The organism is Bradyrhizobium canariense (assembly GCF_018130465.1).
GTDB lineage: Bacteria > Pseudomonadota > Alphaproteobacteria > Rhizobiales > Xanthobacteraceae > Bradyrhizobium > Bradyrhizobium canariense_C.
Genome location: NZ_JAFCKJ010000005.1, coordinates 139,905 through 166,642, shown reverse-complemented (window position 1 = coordinate 166,642; position 26,738 = coordinate 139,905). Strand labels below are relative to the sequence as shown.

23 protein-coding genes are annotated in these 26,738 nt (G+C 63.9%); 17 read left to right on the top strand and 6 right to left on the bottom strand.

Features of this window, described 5'->3' with window-relative positions; translation table 11 throughout:
* Positions 1-73: 73 nt before the first annotated feature.
* From JQ591_RS16380 to JQ591_RS16370, 3 genes are all read left to right on the top strand, one after another.
* On the top strand, positions 74-1,072 hold the full coding sequence (locus JQ591_RS16380) for a TRAP transporter substrate-binding protein (protein ID WP_211397047.1): 999 nt from the start codon (positions 74-76) through the stop codon (positions 1,070-1,072).
* An 84-nt stretch (positions 1,073-1,156) separates the two neighbouring features.
* Positions 1,157-1,672 carry a TRAP transporter small permease gene (locus JQ591_RS16375; protein WP_211397046.1) on the top strand — a complete coding sequence of 172 codons (516 nt, stop codon included), beginning with the start codon at positions 1,157-1,159 and terminating at the stop codon, positions 1,670-1,672.
* Positions 1,669-2,988 (top strand): TRAP transporter large permease, encoded by a 1,320-nt coding sequence (locus JQ591_RS16370; protein WP_211397045.1) that lies wholly within the window; start codon positions 1,669-1,671, stop codon positions 2,986-2,988. The genes JQ591_RS16375 and JQ591_RS16370 overlap by 4 nt, the downstream gene beginning before the upstream one ends.
* A gap of 150 nt (positions 2,989-3,138) precedes the next feature.
* On the opposite strand, the gene JQ591_RS16365 is transcribed toward JQ591_RS16370, so the two are convergent.
* Positions 3,139-4,413 carry a serine hydrolase domain-containing protein gene (locus JQ591_RS16365; protein WP_211397044.1) on the bottom strand — a complete coding sequence of 425 codons (1,275 nt, stop codon included), beginning with the start codon at positions 4,411-4,413 and terminating at the stop codon, positions 3,139-3,141.
* A gap of 172 nt (positions 4,414-4,585) precedes the next feature.
* On the opposite strand from JQ591_RS16365, the gene JQ591_RS16360 reads away from it, so the two are divergent.
* A complete protein-coding gene (locus tag JQ591_RS16360) occupies positions 4,586-5,503 on the top strand; it encodes an intradiol ring-cleavage dioxygenase (RefSeq protein WP_211397043.1) in 918 nt (305 codons plus the stop codon).
* A 28-nt stretch (positions 5,504-5,531) separates the two neighbouring features.
* On the opposite strand, the gene JQ591_RS16355 is transcribed toward JQ591_RS16360, so the two are convergent.
* Entirely contained in the window at positions 5,532-6,425 is an 894-nt protein-coding gene (locus JQ591_RS16355; RefSeq protein WP_211397042.1) for a LysR family transcriptional regulator, read from the bottom strand.
* Positions 6,426-6,526: 101 nt separating this feature from the next.
* Between JQ591_RS16355 and JQ591_RS16350 the strand changes: the two genes are divergently transcribed.
* Together JQ591_RS16350 and JQ591_RS16345 are read left to right on the top strand one after the other, a co-directional pair.
* Positions 6,527-7,396, top strand: a complete 870-nt coding sequence (locus tag JQ591_RS16350; RefSeq protein ID WP_211397041.1) for an SDR family oxidoreductase — start codon at positions 6,527-6,529, stop codon at positions 7,394-7,396.
* A gap of 41 nt (positions 7,397-7,437) precedes the next feature.
* The gene (locus tag JQ591_RS16345; protein WP_211397040.1) at positions 7,438-8,112 is read left to right on the top strand and encodes an NAD(P)-dependent oxidoreductase; all 675 of its coding nucleotides are present in this window, start codon (positions 7,438-7,440) and stop codon (positions 8,110-8,112) included.
* A gap of 22 nt (positions 8,113-8,134) precedes the next feature.
* Here JQ591_RS16345 and JQ591_RS16340 read toward each other — a convergent pair whose 3' ends face one another.
* Both JQ591_RS16340 and JQ591_RS16335 read right to left on the bottom strand, forming a co-directional pair.
* Positions 8,135-9,871, bottom strand: coding sequence for a bifunctional protein-serine/threonine kinase/phosphatase (locus JQ591_RS16340; RefSeq protein WP_211397039.1), 1,737 nt, complete (start codon positions 9,869-9,871; stop codon positions 8,135-8,137).
* Between the two features lie 55 nt (positions 9,872-9,926).
* Positions 9,927-10,766, bottom strand: a complete 840-nt coding sequence (locus tag JQ591_RS16335; RefSeq protein WP_211397038.1) for a formate/nitrite transporter family protein — start codon at positions 10,764-10,766, stop codon at positions 9,927-9,929.
* 665 nt (positions 10,767-11,431) lie between these two features.
* Here JQ591_RS16335 and JQ591_RS16330 point away from each other — a divergent pair.
* The 11 genes from JQ591_RS16330 (at position 11,432) to JQ591_RS16280 (ending at position 25,039) form a co-directional block, all read left to right on the top strand.
* On the top strand, positions 11,432-12,751 hold the full coding sequence (locus JQ591_RS16330; RefSeq protein ID WP_211397037.1) for a CmpA/NrtA family ABC transporter substrate-binding protein: 1,320 nt from the start codon (positions 11,432-11,434) through the stop codon (positions 12,749-12,751).
* Positions 12,752-12,807: 56 nt separating this feature from the next.
* The gene (ntrB, locus tag JQ591_RS16325) at positions 12,808-13,704 is read left to right on the top strand and encodes a nitrate ABC transporter permease (RefSeq protein ID WP_211397036.1); all 897 of its coding nucleotides are present in this window, start codon (positions 12,808-12,810) and stop codon (positions 13,702-13,704) included.
* A gap of 11 nt (positions 13,705-13,715) precedes the next feature.
* Positions 13,716-14,510: an ABC transporter ATP-binding protein gene (locus tag JQ591_RS16320; RefSeq protein WP_211397035.1), complete on the top strand. Its 795-nt coding sequence runs from the start codon at positions 13,716-13,718 to the stop codon at positions 14,508-14,510.
* A gap of 339 nt (positions 14,511-14,849) precedes the next feature.
* The gene (locus JQ591_RS16315) at positions 14,850-16,229 is read left to right on the top strand and encodes an MFS transporter (protein ID WP_211397034.1); all 1,380 of its coding nucleotides are present in this window, start codon (positions 14,850-14,852) and stop codon (positions 16,227-16,229) included.
* 119 nt (positions 16,230-16,348) lie between these two features.
* On the top strand, positions 16,349-16,777 hold the full coding sequence (locus tag JQ591_RS16310; RefSeq protein ID WP_106942933.1) for a globin family protein: 429 nt from the start codon (positions 16,349-16,351) through the stop codon (positions 16,775-16,777).
* Positions 16,778-16,787: 10 nt separating this feature from the next.
* Positions 16,788-18,005 (top strand): NAD(P)/FAD-dependent oxidoreductase, encoded by a 1,218-nt coding sequence (locus JQ591_RS16305; RefSeq protein WP_211397033.1) that lies wholly within the window; start codon positions 16,788-16,790, stop codon positions 18,003-18,005.
* Positions 18,006-18,018: 13 nt separating this feature from the next.
* On the top strand, positions 18,019-20,724 hold the full coding sequence (locus JQ591_RS16300; RefSeq protein WP_211397032.1) for a nitrate reductase: 2,706 nt from the start codon (positions 18,019-18,021) through the stop codon (positions 20,722-20,724).
* Between the two features lie 258 nt (positions 20,725-20,982).
* Positions 20,983-21,885, top strand: a complete 903-nt coding sequence (locus JQ591_RS16295; RefSeq protein WP_211397256.1) for an SMP-30/gluconolactonase/LRE family protein — start codon at positions 20,983-20,985, stop codon at positions 21,883-21,885.
* Between the two features lie 46 nt (positions 21,886-21,931).
* Positions 21,932-22,771 carry an aldo/keto reductase gene (locus tag JQ591_RS16290; RefSeq protein ID WP_211397031.1) on the top strand — a complete coding sequence of 280 codons (840 nt, stop codon included), beginning with the start codon at positions 21,932-21,934 and terminating at the stop codon, positions 22,769-22,771.
* 186 nt (positions 22,772-22,957) lie between these two features.
* Positions 22,958-23,899, top strand: a complete 942-nt coding sequence (locus JQ591_RS16285; RefSeq protein ID WP_211397255.1) for a DMT family transporter — start codon at positions 22,958-22,960, stop codon at positions 23,897-23,899.
* Between the two features lie 60 nt (positions 23,900-23,959).
* The gene (locus tag JQ591_RS16280) at positions 23,960-25,039 is read left to right on the top strand and encodes a zinc-binding dehydrogenase (RefSeq protein ID WP_211397030.1); all 1,080 of its coding nucleotides are present in this window, start codon (positions 23,960-23,962) and stop codon (positions 25,037-25,039) included.
* 159 nt (positions 25,040-25,198) lie between these two features.
* Here the strand turns inward: JQ591_RS16280 and ppk2 are convergent, their stop codons facing one another.
* Together ppk2 and JQ591_RS16270 are read right to left on the bottom strand one after the other, a co-directional pair.
* A complete protein-coding gene (gene ppk2, locus JQ591_RS16275; protein ID WP_211397029.1) occupies positions 25,199-26,119 on the bottom strand; it encodes a polyphosphate kinase 2 in 921 nt (306 codons plus the stop codon).
* Positions 26,120-26,215: 96 nt separating this feature from the next.
* Positions 26,216-26,677 (bottom strand): Lrp/AsnC family transcriptional regulator, encoded by a 462-nt coding sequence (locus tag JQ591_RS16270; protein ID WP_211397028.1) that lies wholly within the window; start codon positions 26,675-26,677, stop codon positions 26,216-26,218.
* Positions 26,678-26,738 lie beyond the last annotated feature (61 nt).

Genomic DNA, 26,738 nt, shown 5'->3' with positions numbered 1-26,738 from the left:
CCTCTCGCAAGCCGCATGCCGGCTGCGCTCACGGCCCGGCTACAGGGCCGGAGCATCAAAGGGAGGGGAGACGATGAAGCGAAGATCATTTCTCGCTGGGCTCGGTGCGACCACTGCGGCGGCTGCGATTGGAATGCCGTCGATCCTCAGGGCGCAAGCGCCCGTCACGCTGAACGGCGCGGTCCAGTTCAACGACGACCACGCCTTCAATCGGGCACTGCTCCGGTTCGAAGAGCTGGTGAAGAAGTATTACGGCAAGCCGGTCAACTTCACGCTGCACAGGAATTCTTCGCTCGGCCTCGAAAAGCAGTATTTCGAGTACATGTCGCAGGGCAAGGCCGTCGATTACGGCATCGTCTCGCCGGCTCACATGTCGACCTTTGCCAAGGCGGCCCCGTTCATCGACGCGCCCTTCGTGTTCAAGGGCATCGAACACATGAACAAGGTCGTTGAAGCCAATATCCTGGCACCGATCGCCGACGAGGTCGCGGCCAAGGCCGAGGTCGTTCTGATCGGCTATTCCGGCGGTGGCATCCGCAACATTTTCGCCAACAAGCCGCTCAAGAATCTCGCCGACCTCAAGGGCCTAAAGGTGCGCGTACAAGGCGCGCCGATCTGGTCGAAGACCTTTGCGGCCGTCGGCATGAGCCCGACGGTGATCGCCTACAACGAAATCTACAACGCGATCCAGAACGGCGTGATATCGGCCGGCGAGAACGAGGCGGCCGGCGTCGAGGCGATGAAGTTCTACGAAGTGGCCCCGCATCTCAACCTGACCCAGCACGCCGTGTCGATCCGGCCGATCTGCTTCTCGGTGAAGACGCTGAAGACCTTGCCCAAGGACTTGCAGGACGCGATCATGAAAGCCGGCAAGGAGGCCGGCGACTATGGCCGTCAACTGGAGTCGAGCGAGGAGGTCGTCAAGCTCGACACGCTCGAGAAGGCCGGCAAGCTCAAGCGCGTTCCCTTCGAGGAGCGGGACGCCATGAAGAAACTCGCCGACCCAGTGATGGCCACCTACGCCAAGGAAATCGGCGCGGAAGGCATTTTCGAGAAGATCAACGTCGTCTGAGAATTGTCACTGTCCACGCGACGGGAAGTCGGGGCAAGCCGGACGGCTTGCCCCATTCCGTGATTGTGATCCCCTGGAGTCGTGATGACTGAGATGTCGATGCCAACGAATCCGTCGCTATGGCGCCGAGCAACGGCGGCCTATGCAAAACTGCTGGAAATCCTGCTCGCAGCCTGTGTCGGCATTCTGGTCATTCCGGTCACGTTGCAGATCGTTTCGCGCTACACGCCTTTGATACCGTCCTACATCTGGACCGAGGAGATGGCGCGATTCCTGTTCATCTGGACGATCATGATCGGCGCCATGGTCGGCATAAGAGAATCGCAGCATTTTGAAGTCGACGTCTGGCCTGACCTGTCACGCCGAAGCGAAGCCATGGTGCGGATTCTCGCGCGGCTCGGCGTGCTGGCGCTGGCGCTGGTGTTCGTATCCGCCGGCATCGAGTTCACCCGCTTTGCCTGGAACAGAACTTCGGAGCTGGCGGATCTGCCGCTTTGGCTGATCCACGTCGCCTGGCCGGTTGCCGGCCTGACGTGGATCGTGTTTGCCGGCGAGCAGATTGTCGACGAGATGCGGATTCTGGTTGGGGCAAATCGATGAGCGGTAATGTTCTTTCTGCCGGACAGGCCGCGATGGTCCTGTTCGGTACTTTCGTCGGCCTGCTCATCATACGCGTGCCGGTCGCCTTCGCGCTTGGCCTTGCCTGCGTGCCGATCCTGCTGATCGAACCGCATCTGTCGCTGATGACGCTCGCGCAGGAAACCTTCAACGCCTACAATTCATTCATCCTGCTGGCGGTGCCGTTCTTCCTGCTCACCGCGAATCTGATGAGCATCGGCGGCATCACCGACCGGCTGGTCGCGCTGTCCCGCTCGATGGTCGGGCACTGGCCGGGATCGCTGGCGCAGATCAACGTCGTGCTGTCGGTGTTCTTTGCCGGCATCTCCGGCTCCTCCACCGCGGACGCGGCGAGCCAGTCCAAGATATTCATCGATGCCCAGACCAAGGAGGGTTACGACCTCTCGTTCTCCATTGCCATCACCGCGGTCTCGGCCGTGCTCGCCGTCATCATCCCGCCCTCGATCCTGATGATCGTGTGGGGCGGATTGATCTCGACCTCGATCGCCGCGATGTATCTCGCCGGCATCGTACCCGGCCTGCTGATCGCGGGAGCACAGATGGCGACAGTGCATGTCTATGCCGTGCGCAGGGGCTATCCGACCTATCCGAAGGACACCTGGAGGGAGATGTGCTGCGCTATCTGGCGCTCGATACCGGCGCTGATGACGCCCTTCATCATCGTCGGCGGCATCCTGCTGGGGTGGTTCACCGCGACCGAGTCCGCCTGCGTCGCGGTGCTTTATTCCGTGGCGCTGTCGACGTTCTTCTACCGTGAAACCGGCGCGCGCGAGCTCTACAAGGCTTTGCTCGACACCGGGCGTCTAGCCGGGGTCGCGCTGTTCTGCGTGGGCACCGCAAGCGCGTTCGGCTGGTTGCTGGCCTACTACAAGATTCCGCAGGAACTGCTGGCCAACGTCTCGACCTGGGGCATGGGCGCCATCGGGGCCGGCTTCTTCATCGCGTTCTGCTTTCTGGTGGTGGGCTGCTTCCTCGACGCCATTCCCGCGATCATCATCGTCGGTACCGTTCTCGAACCGCTGGCGAAATCAGTCGACCTTCATCCGGTGCAGTTCGCGATCATCTCGATCGTCTCGCTGGCCTTCGGGTTGGTGACGCCGCCCTATGGCCTGTGCCTGATGATCGCCTGCTCGATCGCAGGGGTGCGGTTGCGCTATGCGCTCAAGGACACGGCCATCATGCTGATCCCGATGCTGCTGGTGCTGGCGGCGCTGATCATCTGGCCCCAGGTCTCGCTGTTCCTGCCGCGCCTGATCGTGCCGGAGATGCTGAAATGAGCGGAGCGTGATCCCGCGGCTTTGATGCCGCGGGATCGGTCCATTTTGCCTAAAGCGCGATGAGATTGGGATGAGTCGTCATCGCGCTTTAGGTCATTGTTTGAGCATGATCTTTTCGGAAAACCGCTTCGCACTTTTCCGGATCATGCTTCAGAGATTGCTCTCGGTGATCGCGGCGTAGACCATGCTACGCAGCTCGCGCCGGAGCGGGTAGGCGCTCGACGGCAGCACCTGCGTCATGAAGATCGCAATCAGCTCTTCGGCCGGATCGATCCAGAACGACGTCGTGGCTGCGCCGCCCCAATTGTATTCGCCGGGGCTGCCTGCGATCAGCGTCTCGGCCGGGCGCATGGTCACGGCGAAGCCGAGGCCGAAGCCGATGCCGTTGTAGGCGGCTTCCGCAAACAGCGAGCGCGACACTTCCGGCAGCGCGCGTCCGCCCGGAATGTGGTTGGCTGTCATCAGTGCCAGCGTCTTCGGCCCGATCAGCCTGACGCCGCCGAGCTCGCCGCCATTGAGCAGCGCACGGCAGAAGGTGAGATAGTCGGCCGTCGTCGAGCACAGCCCGCCGCCGCCCGAGATCAAGGACGGCGGCGACAGGAATGAGCTCGTCGTGGGGTCGTCCTGCAATGTCAGTCCCTCGCGCCGCTGGCCGGCATGGAAGGTCATGCCGCCACCCGGGTCGGCCGAGTAGCAGGCGGCGAACCGGTGGGCCTTGGACGCCGGCACGTGGAAATCAGTGTCGGTCATCCCGAGTGGATCGAGGATGCGTTGTTTCAGGAACTGCTCGAAGGGAATCCCGGAGATCTTGCCGACGAGGTAGCCGAGCACGTCGGTCGCGACGGAGTAGTTCCAGGCCTCGCCCGGCGAGAACTCCAGCGGGATTTTCGCGAGGCTCTCGATCATGGTCTGGAGCGTGCCTGATTTCTCGACCTCGCCGATCCTTTCAGCGCGGTAGGCGGCATCGACGTTCGAGCGCTGCTGGAAGCCATAGGTCAGCCCGGAGGTGTGGCGCAGGAGGTCGACGATCAGCATCGGGCGCGACGGCGGCCGGGTCAGGAAGGAAGGCGCGGTGCCGGCAACGAACACGCCGAGATCCTTCCATTCCGGAATGTACTTGGCGACGGGCTCGTCGATCGCGACGAGGCCTTGCTCGACCAGCATCATGAAGGCGACGCTGGTGAGCGGCTTGGTCATGGAATAGATGCGGTAGATGGTGTCGTCCTTGACCGGCAGCTTGCGCTCGACGTCAGCAAAACCCTGCACCGAGCTGTGGGCGATCTTGCCGCGGCGATAGACCAGGAGATGCGTGCCCGGAAAGCGACCGGCATCGATGTACCGGCTCTTCAGATGCGCATCGACACGGTCGAGCGCGACCTTGGACATACCGACGGATTCAGGCGAGGCGGGGGTAGGGGCGAGCATCAGTTCCTCCGGGCAGTTCTGTCCGACGTTGATAGCCGAAATGGCGGTCTCATTCCAAGCCGGTCGCGCTTAACGCCGGCCGGCTGTTTGGTGTAGGCTTCACCTTGGAACGCCTCCAAGCAGCCCCAAAAGATCCCCAACGGGCCAATGAGAAAACGCAGGCAAACGCACCATGACCCAGTTCAACGAAACCGAACTCACCGAAGCCGTCGTCCGGAGCTTTGACCAGACACCCGACCCGCGCGCGAAATTCCTGCTCCAGGAATTGGTGAAGACGCTGCACGATTACGTGAGCAAGACCGGTCTCACTTTCGAGGAATGGGAATACGCCATCGATTTTCTGACCCGCACCGGCCAGAAATGCACGGACACCCGCCAGGAGTTCATCCTGTTGTCCGACGTGCTCGGCGTCTCCATGCTGGTCGACGCGGTCAATCACCGCGAGCGCGAGGGCGCCACCCAGACCACCGTGCTCGGGCCGTTCTATGTCGGCGAGCACAAGGTGACGGCGCACGGCACCGACATCTCTCCGAACAATCAAACCGGCGAACGGATGTTCGTGCAGAGCCGCGTCACGGATCTCCAGGGCAAGCCGCTCGCCAATGTCCCCGTCGACGTCTGGCATGCCGACGATGACGGCTTCTACGATTCACAGAAGCCGAACTATGACGAGGTCGGCGCCTCCGCGCGGGCGCGCTTCATCACGGACAGCGACGGCCGCTTCTTCTTCCGCACCATCCTGCCGTGCAGCTACCCGATCCCGACCGATGGGCCCGTCGGCGAGATGATCGTGCAGACCAAGCGTCATCCGATGCGTCCGGCGCATGTGCACTTCCTGGTGAATGCGAAGGGCTACGAGCCGCTGATCACCCATGTCTTCATGGACGGCGACAAGTATCTGGATTCCGACGTGGTGTTCGGGGTCAAGGACGACCTCGTCGCCAAGGTCGAGCCGCGCAACGATCCGGCGATGCCTGATGGCACCAAGGCAAGCGGGCAGTGGCACCTCATGACCTACGAATTCCACCTCAAGCCCGGTGGTGGCATGGCGCCGAAGCCGCTCGGCATGAAGGCGGCAGAGCCCGCCTGACGGCGATCCGCTGGGGGCGCGCCCCTTCTTATTTCCCGATAAAGGCCGCCAGCTCGTCAGGCGTCCCCATCGGAAAGGCTTCTTTCATATAGTCGAGGAAGGCGGATACGCGCGCGCTCAGAAGCCGGCGAGATGGATAGAGCGTCCACAACGCGATCTCTGGTCCGTCGATGTCTCCCCAATGCACCAGCGTGCCGGCAGCCAGGTCGTGACTGACCAGTGACAGCGGGAGCCGGGCAGCGCCGACGCCGGCCCGGACCGCATCGCGAACCATGACGAGCGATGACAGGCGAAGGACCGGATCAACCGCGATGCGCGATCTTCCGCTTGGTACCGTCACTTCCCAGCTTGTCAGCTGGTCGCCCGGTCCGCGCATGACGGCCGGCACGGTGAGATTGTCACTCGGTCGTTTCAGGTCCGGGCTCGCCACGACCACCAGCCGATCGCGCAGAAAGACTCGTCCGACAAGGCTTTCGTCTGGATCGGGATTGACCCGGATCACCAAATCATACCCTTCCTCCACCATGTCGACGGACCGGTCTTCCGTCGTGACCTCAAGACGGACCTCCGGATATCTGAGCGCGAACCCGGCCGCGAGGTTCCCCATTGCAGTCTGCGAGAACAGCAAAGGCGCGCTGATCCGCAAGCCGCCCCGCGGCCTGTCCCCACCCGAAGCGATTGCTGCCGCCGTCTCGTCGAGCTCGGTCAGCAGTGCCCCCGTCCGCTCGTAAAGCGCGCGTCCTTCCTGCGTGAGTTTCAGGGTCCGCGCGCCGCGCTCGAACAGGCGCAAGTCGAGCGCAGCTTCCAGCTCCGCGACCCGCCGGGACAGGGTGGCTTTCGGGCGCCCAGCGGCCCGTGCGGCCCGTCCGAACCCGCCGTGCCGGGCGACGAGATTGAAATCGGCGAGTGCGAGCAGGTCCATCGTTCCACCAGTGAGACAGTCTGTCTATTTATACCGTCTATCGGTCCGAGTGTGGATCACTAATTTGGGGATGTCTTCTAACCCCAACCGGAGTGATCCTCATGAACATCCTCGTTACCGGCGCAACCGGCACCATCGGCCGCAACGTCGTCGAACAGCTCGTCAAGCGCGGCGCCGATGTCCGCGCTCTCGCTCGCGATCCCGCAAAGGCAAACTTGCCGGCTGGCGTCACCGTCGTGCAGGGCGATTTGCTCGACGTCGACTCAGTCCGCAGTGCGTTCACGGGCGTCTCGACCCTGTTCCTGCTCAACGCAGTCGTGCCAGATGAATTCACGCAGGCACTGATCGCGCTCAACGTGGCCCGCGAGGCGGGCATCGAGCGGGTCGTCTACCTCTCCGTGATCCACAGCGATCGCTACGTCAACGTGCCGCACTTTGCGGGCAAGTTCGGCGTCGAGCGGATGATCGAGCAGATGGGCTTCAACGCCACCATCCTGCGCCCCGCCTACTTCATGAACAACGATCTCACGATCAAGGACGTGGTGACCGGATATGGCATCTACCCGATGCCGATCGGGAGCAGGGGGCTTGCCATGATCGATGTACGCGACATCGGCGAGATCGCGGCCCTCGAGCTCATCCGTCGTGAGCGCGCCGCAACACCGCTTCCGCTCACGCGCGTCAATCTCGTCGGTCCCGAAATGCTGACCGGCGCGAAAGCCGCCGCCGTCTGGTCGGAGGTGCTGGGTCGCACGATCGCCTATCCCGGTGACGATACCGCCGGCTTCGAGAAGAACCTCAGGCAGTTCATGCCGAACTGGATGGCTTTCGATATGCGGCTGATGAGCGAGCGTTTCCTCACCGAGGGCATGATCCCCGAGGCCGGCGACGTCGAGCGTCTGACCGCGCTCTTGGGCCGTCCCCTGCGCTCCTATCGCGACTTCGTCTCCGAGATCGCGGCCACTGCCTGACGGCGGGGGCACGTCCCAATCACGACACGAGGAATTCTACCATGATCTCTTCAACCGCTACCGTTCGGGCGGATCCGGAAGGCGCAACGAAGATATTGCTGCTTGGAGCGACCGGTGCCACCGGTCGCCTGATCGTCAACCAGGCGGTGGCGCGAGGGTACGACGTCACCGTGCTGGTGCGCTCCGCCGAGAAGGCAAGTGACATCACGGGGGCGAAGCTCATCGTCGGAGACGCCCGCGATGAAAGAGTCTTGCGCGAAGCCCTCAAAGGCCGTGACGCCGTCGTCAGTGCGCTGGGTACACCGGTAAGTCCGTTCCGCGAGGTGACGCTTCTCTCGACCGCGACGCGCGCGCTCGTGAACGCGATGAAGGCCGAGCAGGTCTCGCGGCTGGTTTGCATCACGGGAATGGGCGCTGGCGACAGTGCCGGGCACGGCGGCTTTGTCGCCGACAATGTGATCTTTCCGCTTCTCCTCAAGAAGGTGTACGCCGACAAGAACCGGCAGGAAGCGATCGTCAGAGACAGCGGGCTGGACTGGGTCCTGGTTCGCCCCTCGATCCTGAATAACAAGCCCGGCCGCGGCTCGGTCCGGGCCCTGACGGATCTCTCGAGCTTCCATGGCGGCAGCATAGCGCGCGAAGATGTTGCGAAATTCGTGCTGGATCAGGTGCGCGCCGATACCTGGCTGCATCGTTCTCCGCTGATCACGTGGTGACCCTTGCGGGCCACCCCCCTGATCAGCGTGCGTGCAACATCGCAAGCAGGACCACGACAACGCAGGCGAGCGCCGCCGTGGTCAATTTCCAGAACATCAGAGGGCTGCGCTCCAGCAGGGGCGTGATCCGCGTGTCGAGATAGGCCGGATTGGGCGTGCGAAGCTCGAAGACGAATTCGGACAGATCCTCGTGCCGCTTGTAGGGATCCGGATGGAGCGCACGTCTGAGCGCGCCGTCGACCCACGCAGGCACGTTGCTGTCGTCGTCGGCCGGGCGATATTTGAGCCTCCGCACGTCCGCCTTGCGCCGGATCCTCGCGATTTGGGTGCCGTAGGGAAGCTTTCCCGTCAGCATCTGGTAGCAGATCACGGCCAGCGAAAACATGTCGGAGCGCGGCGAGCCGCCTTGTCCAAGAAAATATTCCGGCGCCGTGTACTGGACCGTTCCCAGAATTTCGTCGGTCTCGTCCTGCGGCGCGGCCTCCGCGACGCCTGCCACCTTGACCGATCCGAAGTCGATGATCTTCGCGGTGCCGGTCTTGTCGATCAGGATGTTGTCGGGCCTGAGGTCCTGATGCAGCATTTCCATGCGGTGAAAGGCGCGCAGGCCCGCGGCGATTTGCTCGACCAGTCCGCGGACGGTTTCGAGATCGGGGCGCGGATTGTCCGTCATCCACTGTCGCAATGTCTGACCTTCGACGAATTCGGTCGCGACGTAGAGGTAGCTGCGCCGTTTCGACTGCGACAACGGCTTCAGCACGTGCGGGCTGTCGATCCGGCGCGCGATCCACTCCTCCATCAGAAAGCGCTTCAGGTAGGCGGCATTGTCGCGCAAATCGATCGACGGAAGCTTCAGCGCGACCGGCTCCTCGGTCACTGCGTCGACGGCAAGGTAGATGTGACTGCGGCTGCTGCCGTGGATTTCGCGGACGATCCTGTAGCCGTCGAAGATTGCCCGCGGCTCCGGCAGCGGGGGAAGTGGCAGTTGGGAAGTCTGGTTGAAGATGCCGGCCGGTTCGCGCTGCGGCACCGCATCGATGCGGAGGATCTGGACCGTGATGTTGTCGTCGCTGCCACGCCGGTAGGCTTCCTCGACGATCGCCTTCGCCGCGCCGTCGAGCTCGGTTGCATGCTCGCTGAGCGCGCTCGTGATGAAGCGCGCGTCCACGAATTCATAGGCGCCGTCGGTCGCCAGCAGGAAAGTGTCGCCAGTCTCGATCTCGAAACTCTGGTAGTCGATCTCGAGCTGCGGATTGATGCCGAGCGCACGGCCGAGATAGGTCTGCTCCGAGGACACGATGATCCGGTGATCGTCGGTCAGCTGCTCGAGCGCCTTGCCCGCCACGCGGTAGACGCGACAGTCGCCGACGTGGAAGATGTGCGCGGTGGTCGCCTTGATGACCATGGCGCTCAGCGTGCAGACATAGCCCTTGTCGCGGTCATAGGCATATTGGCTCTTGCGCGTCTGCGCGTGCAGCCAGGAATTGGTCGCATCCAGCACGCGGCGGGCGGAGGTCTTCACCGTCCAGGATTCCGACGTGCAGTAATAGTCCATCAGGAAGCTCTTGACCGCCGACTCGCTGGCGATCTGGCTCACCGTGCTGCTCGAGATGCCGTCGGCGAGGGCGGCCGCAATGCCCTTCAGGCTGAGCATCGGTTCGTCCGGAACGAGGACGCCGTGAAAATCCTGGTTGACGGGCTTGCGACCCTTGTCGGAGTGCTGGCCGACCGAAATCTGAAGTCCGCGGGTCATCGTCATCACCGGCAAAGGAGAGCCTCACCCTGATCGGGCGAGGCCCTCCTGTCGAGACGTATCAGGCCGCGACGCGGGGCGACGTGGCCTTGCCGGCCTGGCGCTTCGGCTTGGTCATGACGTGCGTGGCGTAGAGGGTCAATCCGGTGAACGCGAGGCCGCCGACGAGGTTGCCGAGCACGGTCGGGATCTCGTTCCAGATCAGATAATCCATGATCGAGAATTTTGCGTGCAGCATCAGGCCCGACGGGAACAGGAACATGTTCACGACGGAATGTTCGAACACCATGTAGAAGAACACCAGGATGGGCATCCACATCGCGATGACCTTGCCGGGGACCGAGGTCGAGATCATGGCGCCGACCACGCCGGTCGAGACCATCCAGTTGCAGAGCATGCCGCGCAGGAACAGTGTCGCCATGCCGGCCGCACCATGCGCAGCGTAGCCCAGCGTTCGGCCTTCGCCGATATTGCCGATGGCGGCGCCGACCTTGTCGGGATCTTGCGTGAAGCCGAAGGTCGTGACGAAGGCCATCATGAAGGCCACGGTGAAGGCGCCGGCGAAGTTGCCGACGAAGACAAGGCCCCAGTTGCGCAGCACGCCGCCGAACGTGACGCCGGGGCGCTTGTCGATCAGGGCGAGCGGAGAGAGCACGAACACGCCGGTCAGGAGGTCGAAGCCCAGCAGATAGAGCATGACGAAGCCGACCGGGAACAGCAGCGCGCCGACCAGCGGCTGCCCCGTGTTCACGTTGATCGTGACGGCGAACCATGCCGCGAGCGCCAGGATAGCGCCGGCCATGTAGGCCCGGATGATGGTATCCCGGGTGGACATGAAGATCTTGGACTCGCCCGCATCCACCATCTTGGTGACGAATTCCGAAGGCGCGAGATACGACATCAATGGTTCCTTTTGCTTCGTAAGAGAGATCACGCCCTCCTGTGAGAGCGATTGAACGTTTCACTGGCCGTGCGGGCTGGCCTGCCGCGCACGAGGAGTTGGAAGCTTTGGGAATCGCGTCACGACGACGGAGCCGAAGAGGGCCGCGAAGCAGTTGAGCTTCCGGGATGCAGCCGCCAGCGCCTGCATCAGTGCGGCAAGCCGCAGTCTTCGTTGACCCAAACAGAAATGCAAGTTGCGTGCCGTCCAGAGGGGTTTTAAAAATCAAGCAAAATCAAGTGGATGACACTCTCTCAGCCCTGAGTTTTGCGAGCTTCGCGGCCCTTTGCTTAGGCGGCTGCATAAGATTTGTGCGGCGCACAAGAAATGAGCAGAGCGCGAATTTGGCGTGCGCAGCGCGCCTGCGACAGACTGGCGCGGTAGCTGTAACTCATTGAATATGTGACATTTTGATCGATGGCTGGCTTGGCATGAAGCTTGAATAGTTCCAAGTCGACGCCATTGAAGCCGTCCCGCGAGACTTCTCATCCGAATTGCCGACGCCACCAGGCGGGGGTCTCCCCGTCGCGCGTTCGCATGCGCTGCTTCAGGCGTCGCCGGACGGACGGGCTGCTCGTGTGCACTGACGCAATCATTCTGCAACGACGCAAAGGACGATACCGCCTATGACCAAGCGCACCCGCCGGCCGTCGGACACTGGCCTCAGCCGCCGTCAATTGTTGAAGGTCGCCGGCTCGACCGCCGCACTCCTGGCCGCCGTAAAACTGAATTTCCCCGCCGGCGCCTTCGCGCAGGACGCCGGCCCGGAGGTCAAGGGCGCCAAGCTCGGCTTCATCGCGCTGAGCGATGCCGGCCCCTTGTTCGTCGCCAAGGACAAGGGCCTGTTCGCCAAATACGGCATGCCCGACACCGACGTGCAGAAGCAGGCCTCCTGGGGCACCACGCGGGACAATCTCGTGCTCGGCTCCGAAGGCAATGGCATCGACGGTGCACATATCCTGACCCCGATGCCGTATCTGATCTCGGCCGGCAAGGTGACGCAGAACAACCAGCCGACGCCGATGTACATCCTGGCGCGGCTCAATCTCGACAGCCAGTGCATTTCGGTGTCGAACGAATATGCCGACCTCAAGCTCGGCGTCGATGCTGCGCCGTTCAAGGCGGCGCTCGAGAAGAAGAAGGCCTCCGGCAAGTCGGTGAAGGCCGCCATGACCTTCCCCGGCGGCACGCATGACCTCTGGATCCGCTACTGGCTCGCCGCCGGCGGCATCGACCCCGACAAGGACATCGAGACCATCGTTGTGCCGCCGCCGCAGATGGTGGCCAACATGAAGGTCGGCACCATGGATTGCTTCTGCGTCGGCGAGCCCTGGAACCTGCAGCTGATCCACCAGAACATCGGCTACACCGCCATCACCACCGGCGAGCTCTGGAACAAGCATCCCGAAAAATCCTTCGGCATGCGCGCGGCTTTCGTCGACAAATATCCGAAAGCTTCCAAGGCGCTGCTGATGGCGGTGATGGAAGCCCAGCAATGGGCCGACAAGGCCGAGAACAAGGCCGAGCTCGCCGCCATCATGGGCAAGCGGCAGTGGATGAACTGCCCCGTTGAGGACGTGCTCGACCGCACCGCCGGCAAGTTCGACTACGGCATCCCCGGCAAGGTGGTCGAGAATTCGCCGCACGTCATGAAGTACTGGCGCGACTTCGCGTCATATCCGTTCCAGAGCCACGACCTCTGGTTCCTCACCGAGGACATCCGCTGGGGCAAGTACGAGGCGAATTTCGACACCAAGGCGCTGATCGCCAAGGTCAACCGCGAGGACATGTGGCGCGATGCGGCCAAGACGCTGGGCGTCGCAAGCGCGGAGATCCCGACCTCTACCTCGCGCGGCAAGGAGACGTTCTTCGACGGCAAGGTGTTCGATCCGGAAAATCCGGCCGCCTATCTGAAGTCGCTCGCGATCAAGCGGGTCGAAGTCTGATGGAGCCTGCGGCCGCCGTGAGGCGGCCGCATCGTCCTTGCGCCGGAGAGATAGCGATGAACATGCCTGCCACGAAGATGGACATTGAGACCGCGACCCCCACGGGCACCGCCGCGCCGGTCGTCGCGATGACGCCGAAGCGTCCGCCGCGCCGCGAGACCTACGCGCGGATGGCGCGGGAGACCGCCGTGCGCGTCATCCCGCCACTCGTCGTGGTGGCGCTGCTGATGTTGATATGGGAGCTGGTCTGCCGTCGCGCCGGCTCGGCGCTGCCGCCGCCGTCAAAAGTCTTCAAGGACACCAAGGAGCTGATCCTCGATCCGTTCTTCGATCATGGCGGCATCGACAAGGGTCTGTTCTGGCATCTCTCCGCCAGTCTCCAGCGCGTCGCGCTCGGCTACTCGCTCTCCGCCATCGCGGGCATTGCCCTCGGCGTCCTGGTCGGCCAGTCGGTCTGGGCCATGCGCGGGCTCGATCCGCTGTTCCAGGTCTTGCGCACGATTCCGCCGCTCGCCTGGCTGCCGCTGTCGCTCGCGGCGTTCCGCGACGGCCAGCCCTCGGCGATCTTCGTCATCTTCATCACCTCGATCTGGCCTATCATCATCAACACCGCGGTCGGCGTCCGCAACATCCCGCAGGATTACCGCAACGTCGCGGCGGTGGTGCAGCTCAATCCGCTCGAGTTCTTCACCAAGATCATGATCCCGGCCGCCGCGCCCTACATCTTCACGGGGCTTCGCATCGGCATCGGGCTGTCCTGGCTCGCCATCGTTGCGGCCGAGATGCTGATCGGCGGCGTCGGCATCGGCTTCTTCATCTGGGACGCCTGGAACTCCTCGCATATCAGCGAGATCATCCTGGCGCTGTTCTATGTCGGCATCATCGGCTTCGTGCTCGACCGCCTGATCGCGGGCGTCGGCAAGATCGTCACCCGCGGCACCGCGCTGAACTAAAGGGGGAGCACATGACCGCTTATCTGAAGCTCGACCACATCGACAAGATCTTTACCCGCGGCGCCGCCTCCACGGAGGTGCTGAAGGATATCAATCTCACCATCGAGAAGGGCGAATACGTCTCGATCATCGGCCATTCCGGTTGCGGCAAGTCGACCCTGCTCAACATCATCGCGGGATTGACCGTCGCCACCACCGGCGGCGTGCTCCTGGAGAACCGCGAGGTGAACTCGCCGGGGCCGGATCGCGCGGTGGTGTTCCAGAACCACAGCCTGTTGCCGTGGCTGACCGTGTACGAGAACGTCCGGCTCGGCGTCGACAAGGTCTTCGCCAAGACCAAGAAGCGCGCCGAACGCGACGCCTGGGTGATGCACAATCTCAACCTCGTGCAGATGGCCCATGCCAAGGACAAGCGGCCCTCGGAAATCTCCGGCGGCATGAAGCAGCGTGTCGGCATTGCCCGCGCGCTCGCCATGGAGCCGAAGGTGTTGCTGCTCGACGAGCCTTTCGGCGCGCTCGACGCACTGACCCGCGCGCATTTGCAGGATTCGGTGATGGCGCTGCATCAGAAGCTCGGCAACACCATCTTGATGATCACCCACGACGTCGACGAGGCGGTGCTGCTGTCCGATCGCATCGTCATGATGACGAACGGGCCGAGCGCGCGTATCGGCGAGGTGCTGGAGGTGCCGCTGGCGCGCCCGCGCAAGCGGCTCGAGCTCGCGACCAACGCCACTTATCTGAAGTGCCGGCAGCGCGTGCTCGAATTCCTCTATGAGCGTCACCGCTTCGTCGAGGCCGCGTAAACGAAAAGTTAACGCGAGAGTTGGCTGCGCCCAAATAAACGACATCCCGCTCAATCCTTGTGCGTCGCACAAGGATTGAGCGAATCGCAAATTTAGCGTGCGAGAAAACCCTGCTAAAGTTTCGGGCAATACGAATAACGTCCTGGAATCCCTGTATTTCCAGCGTGCGCGCACTTGGCACGGAAATTGAAACGTATTTGCGCGACGCCAACGACGACGTCCCTCAACATCATCAATCAGCATCGTGAACTCGCCACCGGGGCGTGGCCTCGGCGCGCGCCTCCTTGCCTGGAGGCTGAGCCTGCAACGACGCAGCGGTGAGCCTAGAAGGGATACTCAATGACGAAGAATCCAACCTGGATTTCAGACTGGCGCCCCGAAGATGAGGCGTTCTGGAATGCGACTGGCAAGACTATCGCGCGACGCAACCTGATCTGGTCGATCGTGGCCGAACATATCGGCTTCTCGGTCTGGCTGATCTGGAGCATCGTCACCACCAAGCTGCCGCAGGCGGGCTTCCACTACACCACCGACCAGCTGTTCCAGCTCGTCGCGGTGCCCGGGCTGATCGGCGCGTTGATGCGCTTTCCCTACACCTTCGCGGTGACGACCTTCGGCGGCCGCAACTGGACCATCTTCAGTGCAGCGATCCTGTTCATTCCGACGCTCTCGCTCGCCTATTTCGTCGGCCAACCCGACACGCCGTTCTGGCTGATGCTGCTGATTGCCTCGACCGCCGGTCTCGGCGGCGGCAATTTTGCCTCCAGCATGACCAACATCTCCTTCTTCTTTCCCGACCGGATGAAGGGATGGGCGCTCGGCCTCAACGCCGCCGGCGGCAATATCGGCGTCTCAAGCGTGCAGCTCCTGACCCCGATCCTGATGACGCTCGCCGTCATCAACCTGTTCCAGGCATCGCCCGTCGACGGCGTCTTCCTCCAGAATGCCGGCCTGATGTGGGTGCTGCCGATCGCGATCGCGGTATTCGGCGCCGTGTTCTTCATGAACAACCTGACCACGGCCAAGTCGTCGATCAAGAACCAGCTCGCCGTGGTCAAGCGCAAGCACACCTGGATCATGGCGTACCTCTATATCGGCACGTTCGGCTCCTTCATCGGCTACTCGGCTGCATTTCCGCTGTTGATCAAGACCCAGTTCCCGCAAGTCACGATTGCGATCGCGTTCCTGGGGCCGCTGGTCGGCTCGCTGTCGCGGCCGCTCGGCGGCTGGCTTGCCGACAGGATCGGCGGCTCGGTCATCACGTTCTGGAATTTCATCGTGATGGCGGGCGCCACGGTCGGCGTGCTCTACTTCGTCGGGCACAAGGATTTCATCGGCTTCCTGTCGATGTTCCTGGTCCTGTTCGTGACGACGGGCATCGGCAACGGTTCGACCTACCGCATGATCCCCTCGATCTTCCGCGAGCAGAACTTGTTCAGGGTGCGCGGCAAGGGCGATGCGGAGCGCGCGGTCGCCTTGAAGACGGCGAGCATCGAGAGCGGTGCTGCGGTTGGCTTCATCGGCGCAGTGGGTGCCGTCGGCGGCTATCTGATCCCGACCGGGTTCGGCAAGTCGATCGCGCTGACCGGCGGACCGCAGCTCGCGCTCGCGATCTATCTCGGCTTCTACGCCTCCTGCCTCGCGCTGACCTGGTGGTTCTATCTGCGTCGCAGCCCGCAGGGTGAAGGCGCGTCAAGCCTCGCCGGAGCGCGCGTTTAACACTTGGTACGAATCTCGCTTCTCCCCGTACGCGGGGAGAAGCATTGCCCGACAGTTTGACCATGAACCTGGTTCGCAATGGCGCGCACCAAGGCAAACCCAACAGGCAGGAGAACATCATGACGCCAGAACAGATCACCCTCGTCCAGCAGAGCTTCGCCAAGGTCGCGCCGATTTCCGCGCAGGCCGCGGTGCTGTTCTACGATCGCCTGTTCGAGGTCGCGCCATCCGTGCGCGCGATGTTTCCCGAGGACATGACCGAGCAGCGCAAGAAGCTGATGGGCATGCTCGCCGCCGTCGTCGGCGGTTTGTCGAACCTGGACTCGATTTTGCCCGCGGCATCGGCGCTTGCGAAGCGTCACGTCGCCTACGGAGCCAAGGCCGAGCACTACCCCGTGGTCGGTGCGACCTTGCTGTGGACCCTGGAGAAGGGGCTCGGCGAGGCCTGGACGCCCGAACTCGCTACCGCCTGGACTGACGCCTACGGCGTGTTGTCCGGCTACATGATTTCCGAGGCCTACGGCGCACAGTCGCAGGCCGCTGAATAGGAGATGCGTTGTGAGTGAACCGCTGGTCATCGTCGGTAACGGTATGGCGGCCGCGCGTCTGGTCGACGAGCTCGCCAAGACGGCGCTCGGCCGCTACGCGGTCGCCGTGATCGGCGAGGAGCCGCGGCTCGCTTACAACCGCGTTCTGCTCTCCTCGGTGCTGGCCGGCGAGACCGGCTCGCACGAGATCGAGCTCCGGCCGGCCGACTGGTGGCGCCATCGCGGCGTCACGGTGCGCTACGGCTATCGCGTCAGCGAGATCGACACCGGCCGACGCGAGCTCAAGATCGAAGGCGAAGAGAGCATGGAATATTCCAAGCTCGTGCTCGCCGTCGGCTCGACCCCGCTGCGGCTCAACGTGCCGGGCGCCGATCTCGCCGGCGTGCACACCTTCCGCGACACCCGCGACGTCGACCTGCTGCTGACGCTCGCCGCCGCCAAGAAGCGCGTCGTCGTCGTCGGCGGCGGTCTGCTCGGACTCGAAGCGGCTTACGGCCTCGCCAAGGCCGGAGCGCCGGTGACGCTGCTGCACCTGATGGACCGGCTGATGGAGCGTCAGCTCGATGCGCCCGCCGCCGACCTGCTCAAGACGCTGGTCGAGCGCAAGGGCATTCGCATCCTGCTCAATGCATCCACAGCCCGCATCCATGGCGAGGGCCATGTCGAAGGGGTCGAGCTTGCCGACGGCAGCCGCATCGAGGCAGATGCCGTGATCTTCGCCGCCGGCATCAGGCCCAACATCACGCTCGCCAAGGACGCCGGCATCGCTGTCAACCGCGGCATCGTCGTCAACGACGAGATGCAGACGGCGTCACCCGATATCTACGCGCTCGGCGAATGCGCCGAGCATCGCGGCACCTGCTACGGCCTCGTCGAGCCTGCCTACGAGCAGGCGCGCGTGCTGGCGCGGCATCTCGCCGGCCGTCCCGGGGCCTATCAGGGCAGCGTGGTCTCGACCAATCTGAAGGTGTCGGGCGTCAGCGTGTTCTCCGCCGGCGACTTCGTGGGCGGGGAGGGCAGCGAGAGTCTCGTGCTCACCGATCGCAGGCGCGGCACGTATAAGAAGCTCGTCGTCGCCGAGGGCCGGCTCACCGGCGCCCTGCTGATCGGCGATACCGTCGATGCGCTCTGGTATCTCGAACTGATCCGCAACCGCGAAAAGGTGGCGGCGATCCGCACCGACATGATGTTCGGCCGCGCGCTCGCGGGTCCCTCCAAAGCGGCTTGAGAGGCAGCTTGATATGACGGCGATCGATCCCACGCTCCGCGCCACCAAGACGACCTGTCCGTATTGTGGCGTCGGCTGCGGCGTACTGGCGACGTCCGACGGCAAGGGCGGTGCGGCGATCGCGGGCGATCCCGATCATCCCGCCAATTTCGGCCGGCTGTGCTCCAAGGGCTCCGCGCTCGGCGAGACCGTCGGGCTCGAAAGCCGGCTGCTCTATCCGATGATCCGCTGCAAGGGCGTGCTCGAACGCGTCGCCTGGAGCGATGCGCTCGATCACGTCGCCCACCGCATGCAGCACATCGTCGCGCGCGACGGCGCCGACGCGGTCGCGTTCTATCTCTCCGGTCAGTTGCTGACCGAGGACTATTACGTCGCCAACAAGCTGATGAAGGGCTTTGTCGGCACGGCAAACGTCGACACCAACTCGCGGCTCTGCATGTCGTCCTCGGTCGCCGGTCACCGCCGCGCCTTCGGCGCCGACACCGTGCCCGGCTGCTACGAGGATCTCGACCAGGCCGATCTGCTGGTGTTCGTCGGCTCGAATGCCGCCTGGTGCCATCCCGTGCTGTTCCAGCGCATGTTGAAGAACCGCCAGGAGCGCGGTGCCCGCATGATCGTGATCGATCCGCGCCGCACCGACACCGCGACCGACGTTGATCTGTTCCTCGGCCTCAAGCCCGGCACCGACACGACGCTGTTCTCCGGCCTGTTCGTTCACCTCGCCGACAATGGTGCCCTGGATCAGGACTACATCGCGCAAAACACGTCGGGCTTCGACGACGCACTGGCGCGCGCACGCAGCATCGCCGGCAGCGTCACCGCGACCGCACTGGCGACCGGCCTTTCCGAGCAGGACGTTGCCACCTTCTTCAAGATGTTCCGTGACACACCCCGCGTCGTCACGCTGTACTCGCAAGGTGTCAATCAGTCGGCGCAGGGCACCGACAAGGTCAACGCGATCCTGAACTGCCATCTTGCGACGGGGCGCATCGGCAAGCCAGGCGCCTCGCCATTCTCGCTCACCGGCCAGCCCAACGCGATGGGCGGCCGCGAGGTCGGCGGCCTCGCCAACCAGCTCGCCGCACACATGAACTTCACGCCGCCGGACATCGATCGCGTGCGGCGGTTCTGGAAGGCGCCACGCATCGCTACCCATGAAGGGCTGAAGGCGGTGCAGCTGTTCGAAGCCATCAACCGCGGCGAGGTCAAGGCCCTGTGGGTGATGGGCACCAACCCCGCAGTGTCGCTGCCCGACGCGGACTTCGTGCGCGAGGCGCTGAAGAAGCTCGAGCTGTTCGTGGTCTCCGAGAACGTGCTGTCCAACGACACGGTCGATGCCGGCCCGCACGTGCTGCTGCCTGCGCTCGCCTGGGGCGAGAAGTCGGGCACCGTGACCAATTCCGAACGCCGCATCTCGCGCCAGCGCTCGTTCCTGCCGGCGCCCGGCGAGGCGCGGCCGGACTGGTGGATCCTGAGCGAGACCGCAAAACGCCTCGGCTTCGGCGATAGTTTCAACTACAAATCCGCCGCCGACATCTTTCGCGAGCACGCCGCGCTCTCGGCGTTCGAGAACGATGGCAGCCGCGACTTCGATATCGGCGCGCTGACCTCGCTGTCCGACGAGGCCTTCGACACCTTGAAGCCCGTGCAGTGGCCCGCACGTGAAGGCGAGGCGTCCGGCGAGCGCTTCTTCGCGGCCGGCGGGTTCTTCACCAATGACGGCAAGGGCCGCTTCGTCGCGCCGGAGGTGCCGGCGCTGCGTGGCGAGACCGGGCCGTCGCGGCCGCTGCGGCTCAATACCGGACGTATCCGCGACCAGTGGCACACCATGACGCGCACGGGCCTCAGCCAGCGGCTCGGCGCGCATCTGCCCGAGCCGTTCGTCGAGATTCATCCCGATGACGCCGGCAGATACGGGGTCGCCCATGACGGCTATGCCCGCATCACCACCGACTACGGCCAGTGCACCCTCAAGGTCGTCGTCAGTGACCGCCAGCAGCGCGGCACGCTGTTCGCGCCGATCCACTGGAGTGCGATGAACGCCTCGCACGGTCGCGTCGGGGCGCTGGTCGCACCGTTCACCGATCCATTCTCGGGGCAGCCGGAGTCCAAGGCGACACCGGCCGCGATTTCGCCCTATGAATACGTCTTCCGCGGCTTTGCGTTGTCGCGCAAGCAGCTGGAGTTGCCGCCGAACCTGATGTGGACCCGCGTCACTGTTACCGGCGGCTTCGGCTATCTCTTCGCCGACAATGCGGATCTGTCGCGCTGGCCGGCCTGGCTCGGTGGCGTTGCCGGCGAGGACGTCGCCGACTATCGCGACTTTGGTGGCGGCGTCTACCGCGCGGCGTCGTTTGTGGGCGACCGCATCGAAACCTGCCTGTTCGTCGGCCCGGCGCATGATGCCGGCGACTGGGAGGTGGTGAAGAGCCTGTTCGTGGCCGACCATGTCACCGACGAGCAGCGCCGCATGCTGCTGTCCGGCAAGTCCAGCGAGGGCGCGGCTTCGACCGGTCCTGTCGTCTGTGCCTGCTTCGGCGTCGGCCGCGGCACCATCTGCGACACCATCGTCGCAGGCGCGCGCACGGCCGCCGAGATCGGCGCAAAGCTCAAGGCCGGCACCAATTGCGGCTCCTGCATCCCCGAGCTGAAGCGCCTGATCGCAACGACCGAGCTCGCGCCGGCGAAGCAGGCCAAGCGCGCGGGCGCGGCGGGGTAGGGGCGGGCGAGGTCTCGTGCCCCGGACGCTGCGCAGCACGAAGTGGTGCGCTGCCGAGCCGGGGCCCATCTAACAGCGAAGTTTTTGGCCTTTCTGGGTCCCGGCTCTGCGCAGCAACGCTGACGCGTTGCAGCGCGTCCGGGACACGAGAGTGGTATAGGCCGGTACGCAGCCATGCCGCCCGCACCAATCGACGCGCCGTCGATTGTGCCTTATGTTGCCGCGCTCTCCCCATCAACAACCACAAAAACAACAATGATGTACCTGGAAACGCCGCCGCGCCTGATCGAGACCAGGATATTCTCGGCCATGCCCGACAAATTCCGCCGCAAGGGCGAGCGGACGGATTGGGCCGATGCCAACCGGCCGGGTGTGCCGACGGACTCCTTCATCGAAGGGCCGTCGTTCGACAAGGATGGCAATCTCTACATCGTCGACATTCCCTTCGGCCGCATCTTCCGCATTGCGCCCGACGGCGAATGGTCGCTGGCGATCGAATATCAGGGCTGGCCGAACGGGCTGAAGATTGCGGCCGACGGCCGCATCCTGGTCGCCGACTACAGGCACGGCATCATGGAGTTCGACGCCAAAGCAGGGCGCATTGCGCCGGTGCTGACCTCGCGCAACTCGGAGTCGTTCCGCGGCTGCAACGACCTGCATCTCGCTTCCAACGGCGACATCTATTTCACCGACCAGGGTCAGACCGGCCTGCATGACCCCAGCGGCCGTGTCTATCGCCTGACGTCAAGCGGGCGGCTGGATTGCCTGCTCGACACCGGTATCAGCCCGAATGGTCTGGTGCTCGATCCAAACGAGACCGTGCTGTTCGTCGCGATGACGCGCGACAACGCGGTGTGGCGGTTGCCATTCATGAAGGACGGCAGCGTGTCGAAGGTCGGCCGCTTCTGCTCGCTGTTCGGTACCAGCGGCCCCGATGGCATGACCATGGATGCCAGGGGCCGTCTGTTCGTTGGTCACGCCTCGCTCGGCCATGTCTTCGTGTTCGCGCCCAACGGCGAATTGATTGCGCGGGTCAAGTCGTGTGCAGGGCCGAATTGCACCAATGTCGCGATCGGTGGCGCGAAGAAAGATCGGCTCTATGTCACGGAGTCGGCAACCGGCAGCGTATTGGTCGCCGACATCGGCGTATTGAACTCTTGAGCTTGACGGCGGTTGCCTGAGCGAAAGAGCGATATTGGAGACAAATATGAACACAAACCCCTTCGGCAAAACGGGCGCCAGCGTCTCCGTCATCGGGCAAGGCACCTGGTATCTCGACCATGGCGATCGCGAGCGCGCGATCGCGGCGCTTCAGCGCGGGCTCGATCTCGGCATGACCCACGTCGACACCGCCGAGATGTATGGCGATGCCGAGCTCGTCATTGCCGATGCGATCGCGGGACGACGCGACGAGGTGTTCCTCGTGTCAAAGGTGCTGCCGAGCAATGCCTCGCGCCGCGGAACCGTCATCGCCTGTGAGCGCTCGCTGAAGCGGCTGAAGACTGATCGGCTCGACTGCTATCTGCTGCATTGGCGCGGCTCGTATCCGCTGGAGGACACCGTCGCCGCGTTCGAGGATCTGGTGAAGGCCGGCAAGATCAAATCCTGGGGTGTCTCCAATTTCGACACCGATGATCTCGACGAGATGCGCGACGTTGCCGGCGAAGACCGCATCGCCTGCAATCAGGTGCTCTATCATCTGAGGGAACGCGCGATCGAGCACGCAGTGATCCCGTGGTGCGAGCAGCATGGTGTCGCTGTGGTCGCCTATTCGCCGTTCGGCCACGACGATTTCCCTGCGAGCAACAGCAAGGGCGGCGCGGTGCTGGCGCGCATCGCGGAGGCGCGTCGCGCGACGCCGCGCCAGGTCGCGCTGAGCTTCCTCACCCGTGCGACTACGGTGTTCGCGATTCCGAAGGCGTCGTCCGCGGAACATGCCGGCGAAAATGCAGCGGCCGGCGATCTCGTGCTGACGAAAGACGAGATTGCGGCGCTCGATGCGGCGTTTCCGCGCGGTCCGAAGCCGCGCGGCCTGCCCATGCTGTAGTGCACAAACGCCTATTATTAATGGAGTCTTGACGCGCGCGGACGTGAGCGCATATCGGCATCCTGTTTTCGGAAGTTGTGAAAGCGGCGCAATTATCGTTTTTAACGACTATTCCCGATTCGCATTTCCTGGGTTCCAGCCGTGACACCGCCGCCCGCCGCAGCCGCAAGGCTCGACAGTATTCCCATGCCCGTGCCGGAGAAGAAGGAAGAGGCTCGCCGCGCGCCTGCGCGCGTCGATCATCCCTTCAAGGGCATCGCGCTGGTGCTGCTGTCAACGGTGTTCCTCGGTTGCTCCGATGTCACCGCAAAATATCTGTCGTCGAGCCTGCCGTCGATCGAGATCACCTGGATCCGCTTCGTGACGTTCGCGCTGATGTTCACGCCGGTGATGCTGCCGGGCTCGCCGCTCCATGCAATGCGCACCGAGCGCCTCGGCCTGCAACTGATGCGCGGCGCGGCATTGCTCGGCTCTTCGCTGTTCTTCATCACCGGCCTGAGCTTCCTGCCGATCGCAGAAGCGTCCGCTACCGGATTCGTCTCGCCGCTGTTCGTCACCGCACTCTCAATCGTCTTCCTGAGCGAGAAGGTCGGCATGCGCCGCTGGATCGCGACCGCGATCGGCTTGACGGGCGTGATGATTATCCTGCGTCCGGGCTCCAGCGCTTTTCACGCCGCCGCGTTCTTCCCGATCGTCTCGGCGTTCTGCTGGGCCACGGCGCTGATCCTGACGCGCATGATGAGCGGGCGTGAAGCCGTCCTCACCACAATGGCCTATTCGGCGCTGACGGGCGTTGCGATCCTCTCTCTGATGGTACCGTTCGTCTGGGTCACGCCGACCTGGACCGCGATCGGGCTTGGCATCGTGATCGGCGTCGCCTCCACCGTCGGCCAGTGGATCATCGTACTGGCCTATCGCTACGGCGATGCCTCGGTGCTGGCGCCGTTTTCCTACACGCAGCTGCTGTGGGTCAGCATTCTCGGCTTCTTCCTGTTCGGCGAAGTGCCTGATGTCTGGACCGTCACCGGCGCGGCCTTCATCGTCGCCAGCGGCCTCTACATCGCTCACCGCGAGCGCATCCGCCGCGCCCAGCTCCTGATAATGGAAGAGCGTTCCCCGAACCCCTGACGCAAGTTCGCGCGTCGCACTTTGTGCTATCAACGGCTCCAACAAGATGGGAGGAGCGGGATGCGCGCTGCGATTTTCAGGAACGGTGAGATTGTCGTCGACCGGATGGCGGAGCCAAGGCCGGGCCCCGGCCAGGTGCTGGTCAAGACACTCGCCTGCGGCATCTGCGGCTCCGACCTTCACGCCCGCCAGCACGCCCACCGCATGGTGGAGATGGCGCGGAAGACCGGGCGCAAGCCGATGGACCTCACCCGGGACGTCGTGTTCGGCCATGAGTTCTGCTGCGAGATCGTCGACTTCGGCCCCGGGACTGTGCGCAAGCTCAAGCCGGGCACGCACGTCTGCTCGCTGCCGGCCCTCGTGACGCCGCAGGGCATTGAGGGCATCGGCTATTCCAACGACAATGTCGGAGGCTATGCAGAGACGATGCTGCTGAGCGAAGCGCTGCTGCTCGAAGTACCCAACGGTCTCGCGCCGGAGCATGCCGCGCTCACCGAACCGCTCGCGGTCGGCGTTCACGCCGTAGCCAAGGCCAACATCCGAGGCGGCGAAGTGCCGCTCGTGATCGGCTGCGGACCGGTCGGGCTCGCGGTGGTTGCCGCGCTCAGGATGAAGGGCCTGCATCCGATCGTCGCGGCCGACTATTCGCCGGCGCGGCGCGCGCTTGCGGCCAAGCTCGGTGCCGACGTCGTCGTGGATCCCAGGGTGTCGCAGCCCTATGCGACCTGGGCCGAGCACGCGCAGATGTCGGACGCGGAGAAGGCGGCGCGGCCGCCGTTCCAGGCGATGCTGCCCGCGCTGAAGCCCGCGATCATCTTCGAATGCGTCGGCGTGCCCGGTCTGCTGCAGCAGGTGTTCGAAGGCGCGCCGCGCGATGCCAGGATCGTCGTGGTCGGCGTCTGCATGGAGACCGACAGAAGCGAGCCCATGCTCGGCATCATGAAGGAGCTCAACGTCCAGTATGTGCTCGGCTACACGCCGGACGAATTCGCGGCGTCACTGCGCCTGATCGCGGAGGGGCAGGTGGATGCCGCGGCGATGGTGACCGCGGAAGTCGGCATCGACGGCGTCGCAAAGGCCTTCGCCGACCTCGCCAACCCTGAAGCCCACACCAAGATCATGGTGCGGCCGTGGCGGTGAAGGCTAGTTGAACATCTCTCTGCGGCCATCCTTCGAGACGTCCGCTTCGCGGGCTCCTCAGGATGAGGTCCTGACATGCGGCGAAATGCTAGACCCTCATGGTGAGGAGCCCGCGAAGCGGGCGTCTCGAACCATGCAGGCCGCGCTCGTTCATCTTCGTCAATACTTCGACGGTACGTGCATCTCCGCCGGAATCGGTCCGCGGTGATAGTCGGGGTTGCGGACGCGCGGCGGCAGCAGCACAGGCGCGCGTGAGACCTCCTGGTAGGGGATCTGGCTGAGCAGATGCGAGATGCAGTTGAGCCGGGCGCGCTTCTTGTCCACGGCATCGACGATCCACCACGGCGAGTCCGGCAGGTGGGTGTGCTCCAGCATCGTTTCCTTGGCCTTGGTGTAGGCCTCCCAGCGGCTGCGGGCCTCGACGTCCATCGGGCTCAGCTTCCACTGCTTGAGCGGATCCCTGATGCGCATGCTGAAGCGGAACTGCTGCTCGTCGTCGGTGATCGAGAACCAGTATTTGACCAGGATGATGCCGGAGCGGATCAGCATCCGCTCGAACTCCGGCACGGTCTTGAAGAACTCCTGGTACTGCTCGTCGGTGCAGAAGCCCATCACGCGCTCGACGCCGGCGCGGTTGTACCAGCTGCGGTCGAACAGCACGATCTCGCCGCCGGCCGGCAGGTGCGTGACGTAACGCTGGAAATACCATTGCGTGCGCTCGCGCTCGCTCGGCGCGGGGAGTGCGGCGACGCGGCAGATGCGAGGATTGAGACGCTGGGTGATGCGCTTGATCACGCCGCCCTTGCCGGCGGAGTCGCGGCCCTCGAATAGCACCACGACCTTCTTCTTCTCGCTCTGCACCCAGTCCTGGAGCTTGACCAGCTCGCCCTGAAGGCGGAGCAGCTCACGGAAATAGAGCCTGCGATCCACCGTTGGTCGGAGCGCGTCGGTCTCGTCCAGCAGTTGGTCGAATCTGGAGTCGTCGAGCTCGAGTTCCAGCTCTTCGTCGAGATCGTCGGTCATTTCCCGGATGATGCGCTCGCGTTTGGCCATTTCAGGGGTGCGGTCGGATGCGGTCATGGGTCCTTCTTTCGGCAGGGTATCTGTCGCCCGTGACCATCGGCGGGGTTTATTGCGCCCATGTGACACCGGTTCCGAAATAGCCCGGCGGGGCGCTCAGACCGGCAGCGCGATCGAATATTTCACCTGGCTGAGCGCAAAGCTGGACTCGATCGAGGCGACGCCGTCGAGCCGGGTCAGCTTGGTCTTCAGGAAGGTTTCGTAGGAGGCGAGATCGGCCGCGACCACGCGCAGCAGATAGTCGCGGTTGCCGGTCATCAGATAGCACTCCAGCACCTCGTCCCATTTCGAGATCGCCCGCGCGAAGCGGTTGAGATCCTCCTCCTTCTGTCGCGCCAGCTTGATCGAGATGAAGACGCTGACATGCAGCCCCAGCGCCTTCTGGTCGACGGTTGCGATGTAGCGCGAGATCACGCCGCGTTCCTCCAGAAGCTTGACCCGGCGGTGGCAGGGCGACACCGACAGCCCGACCTGGTCGGCCAGTTCCTGCATGGTCAGCCGGCTGTCGGTCTGGAGCAGTGCGAGGATTTTTCGGTCGATGGCGTCGAGCGCTGGCATTGGGATGAAACCTCTGTTTGATGGCAGTCCATTGGGAAAATATCTCAATATCGGCGGGTAT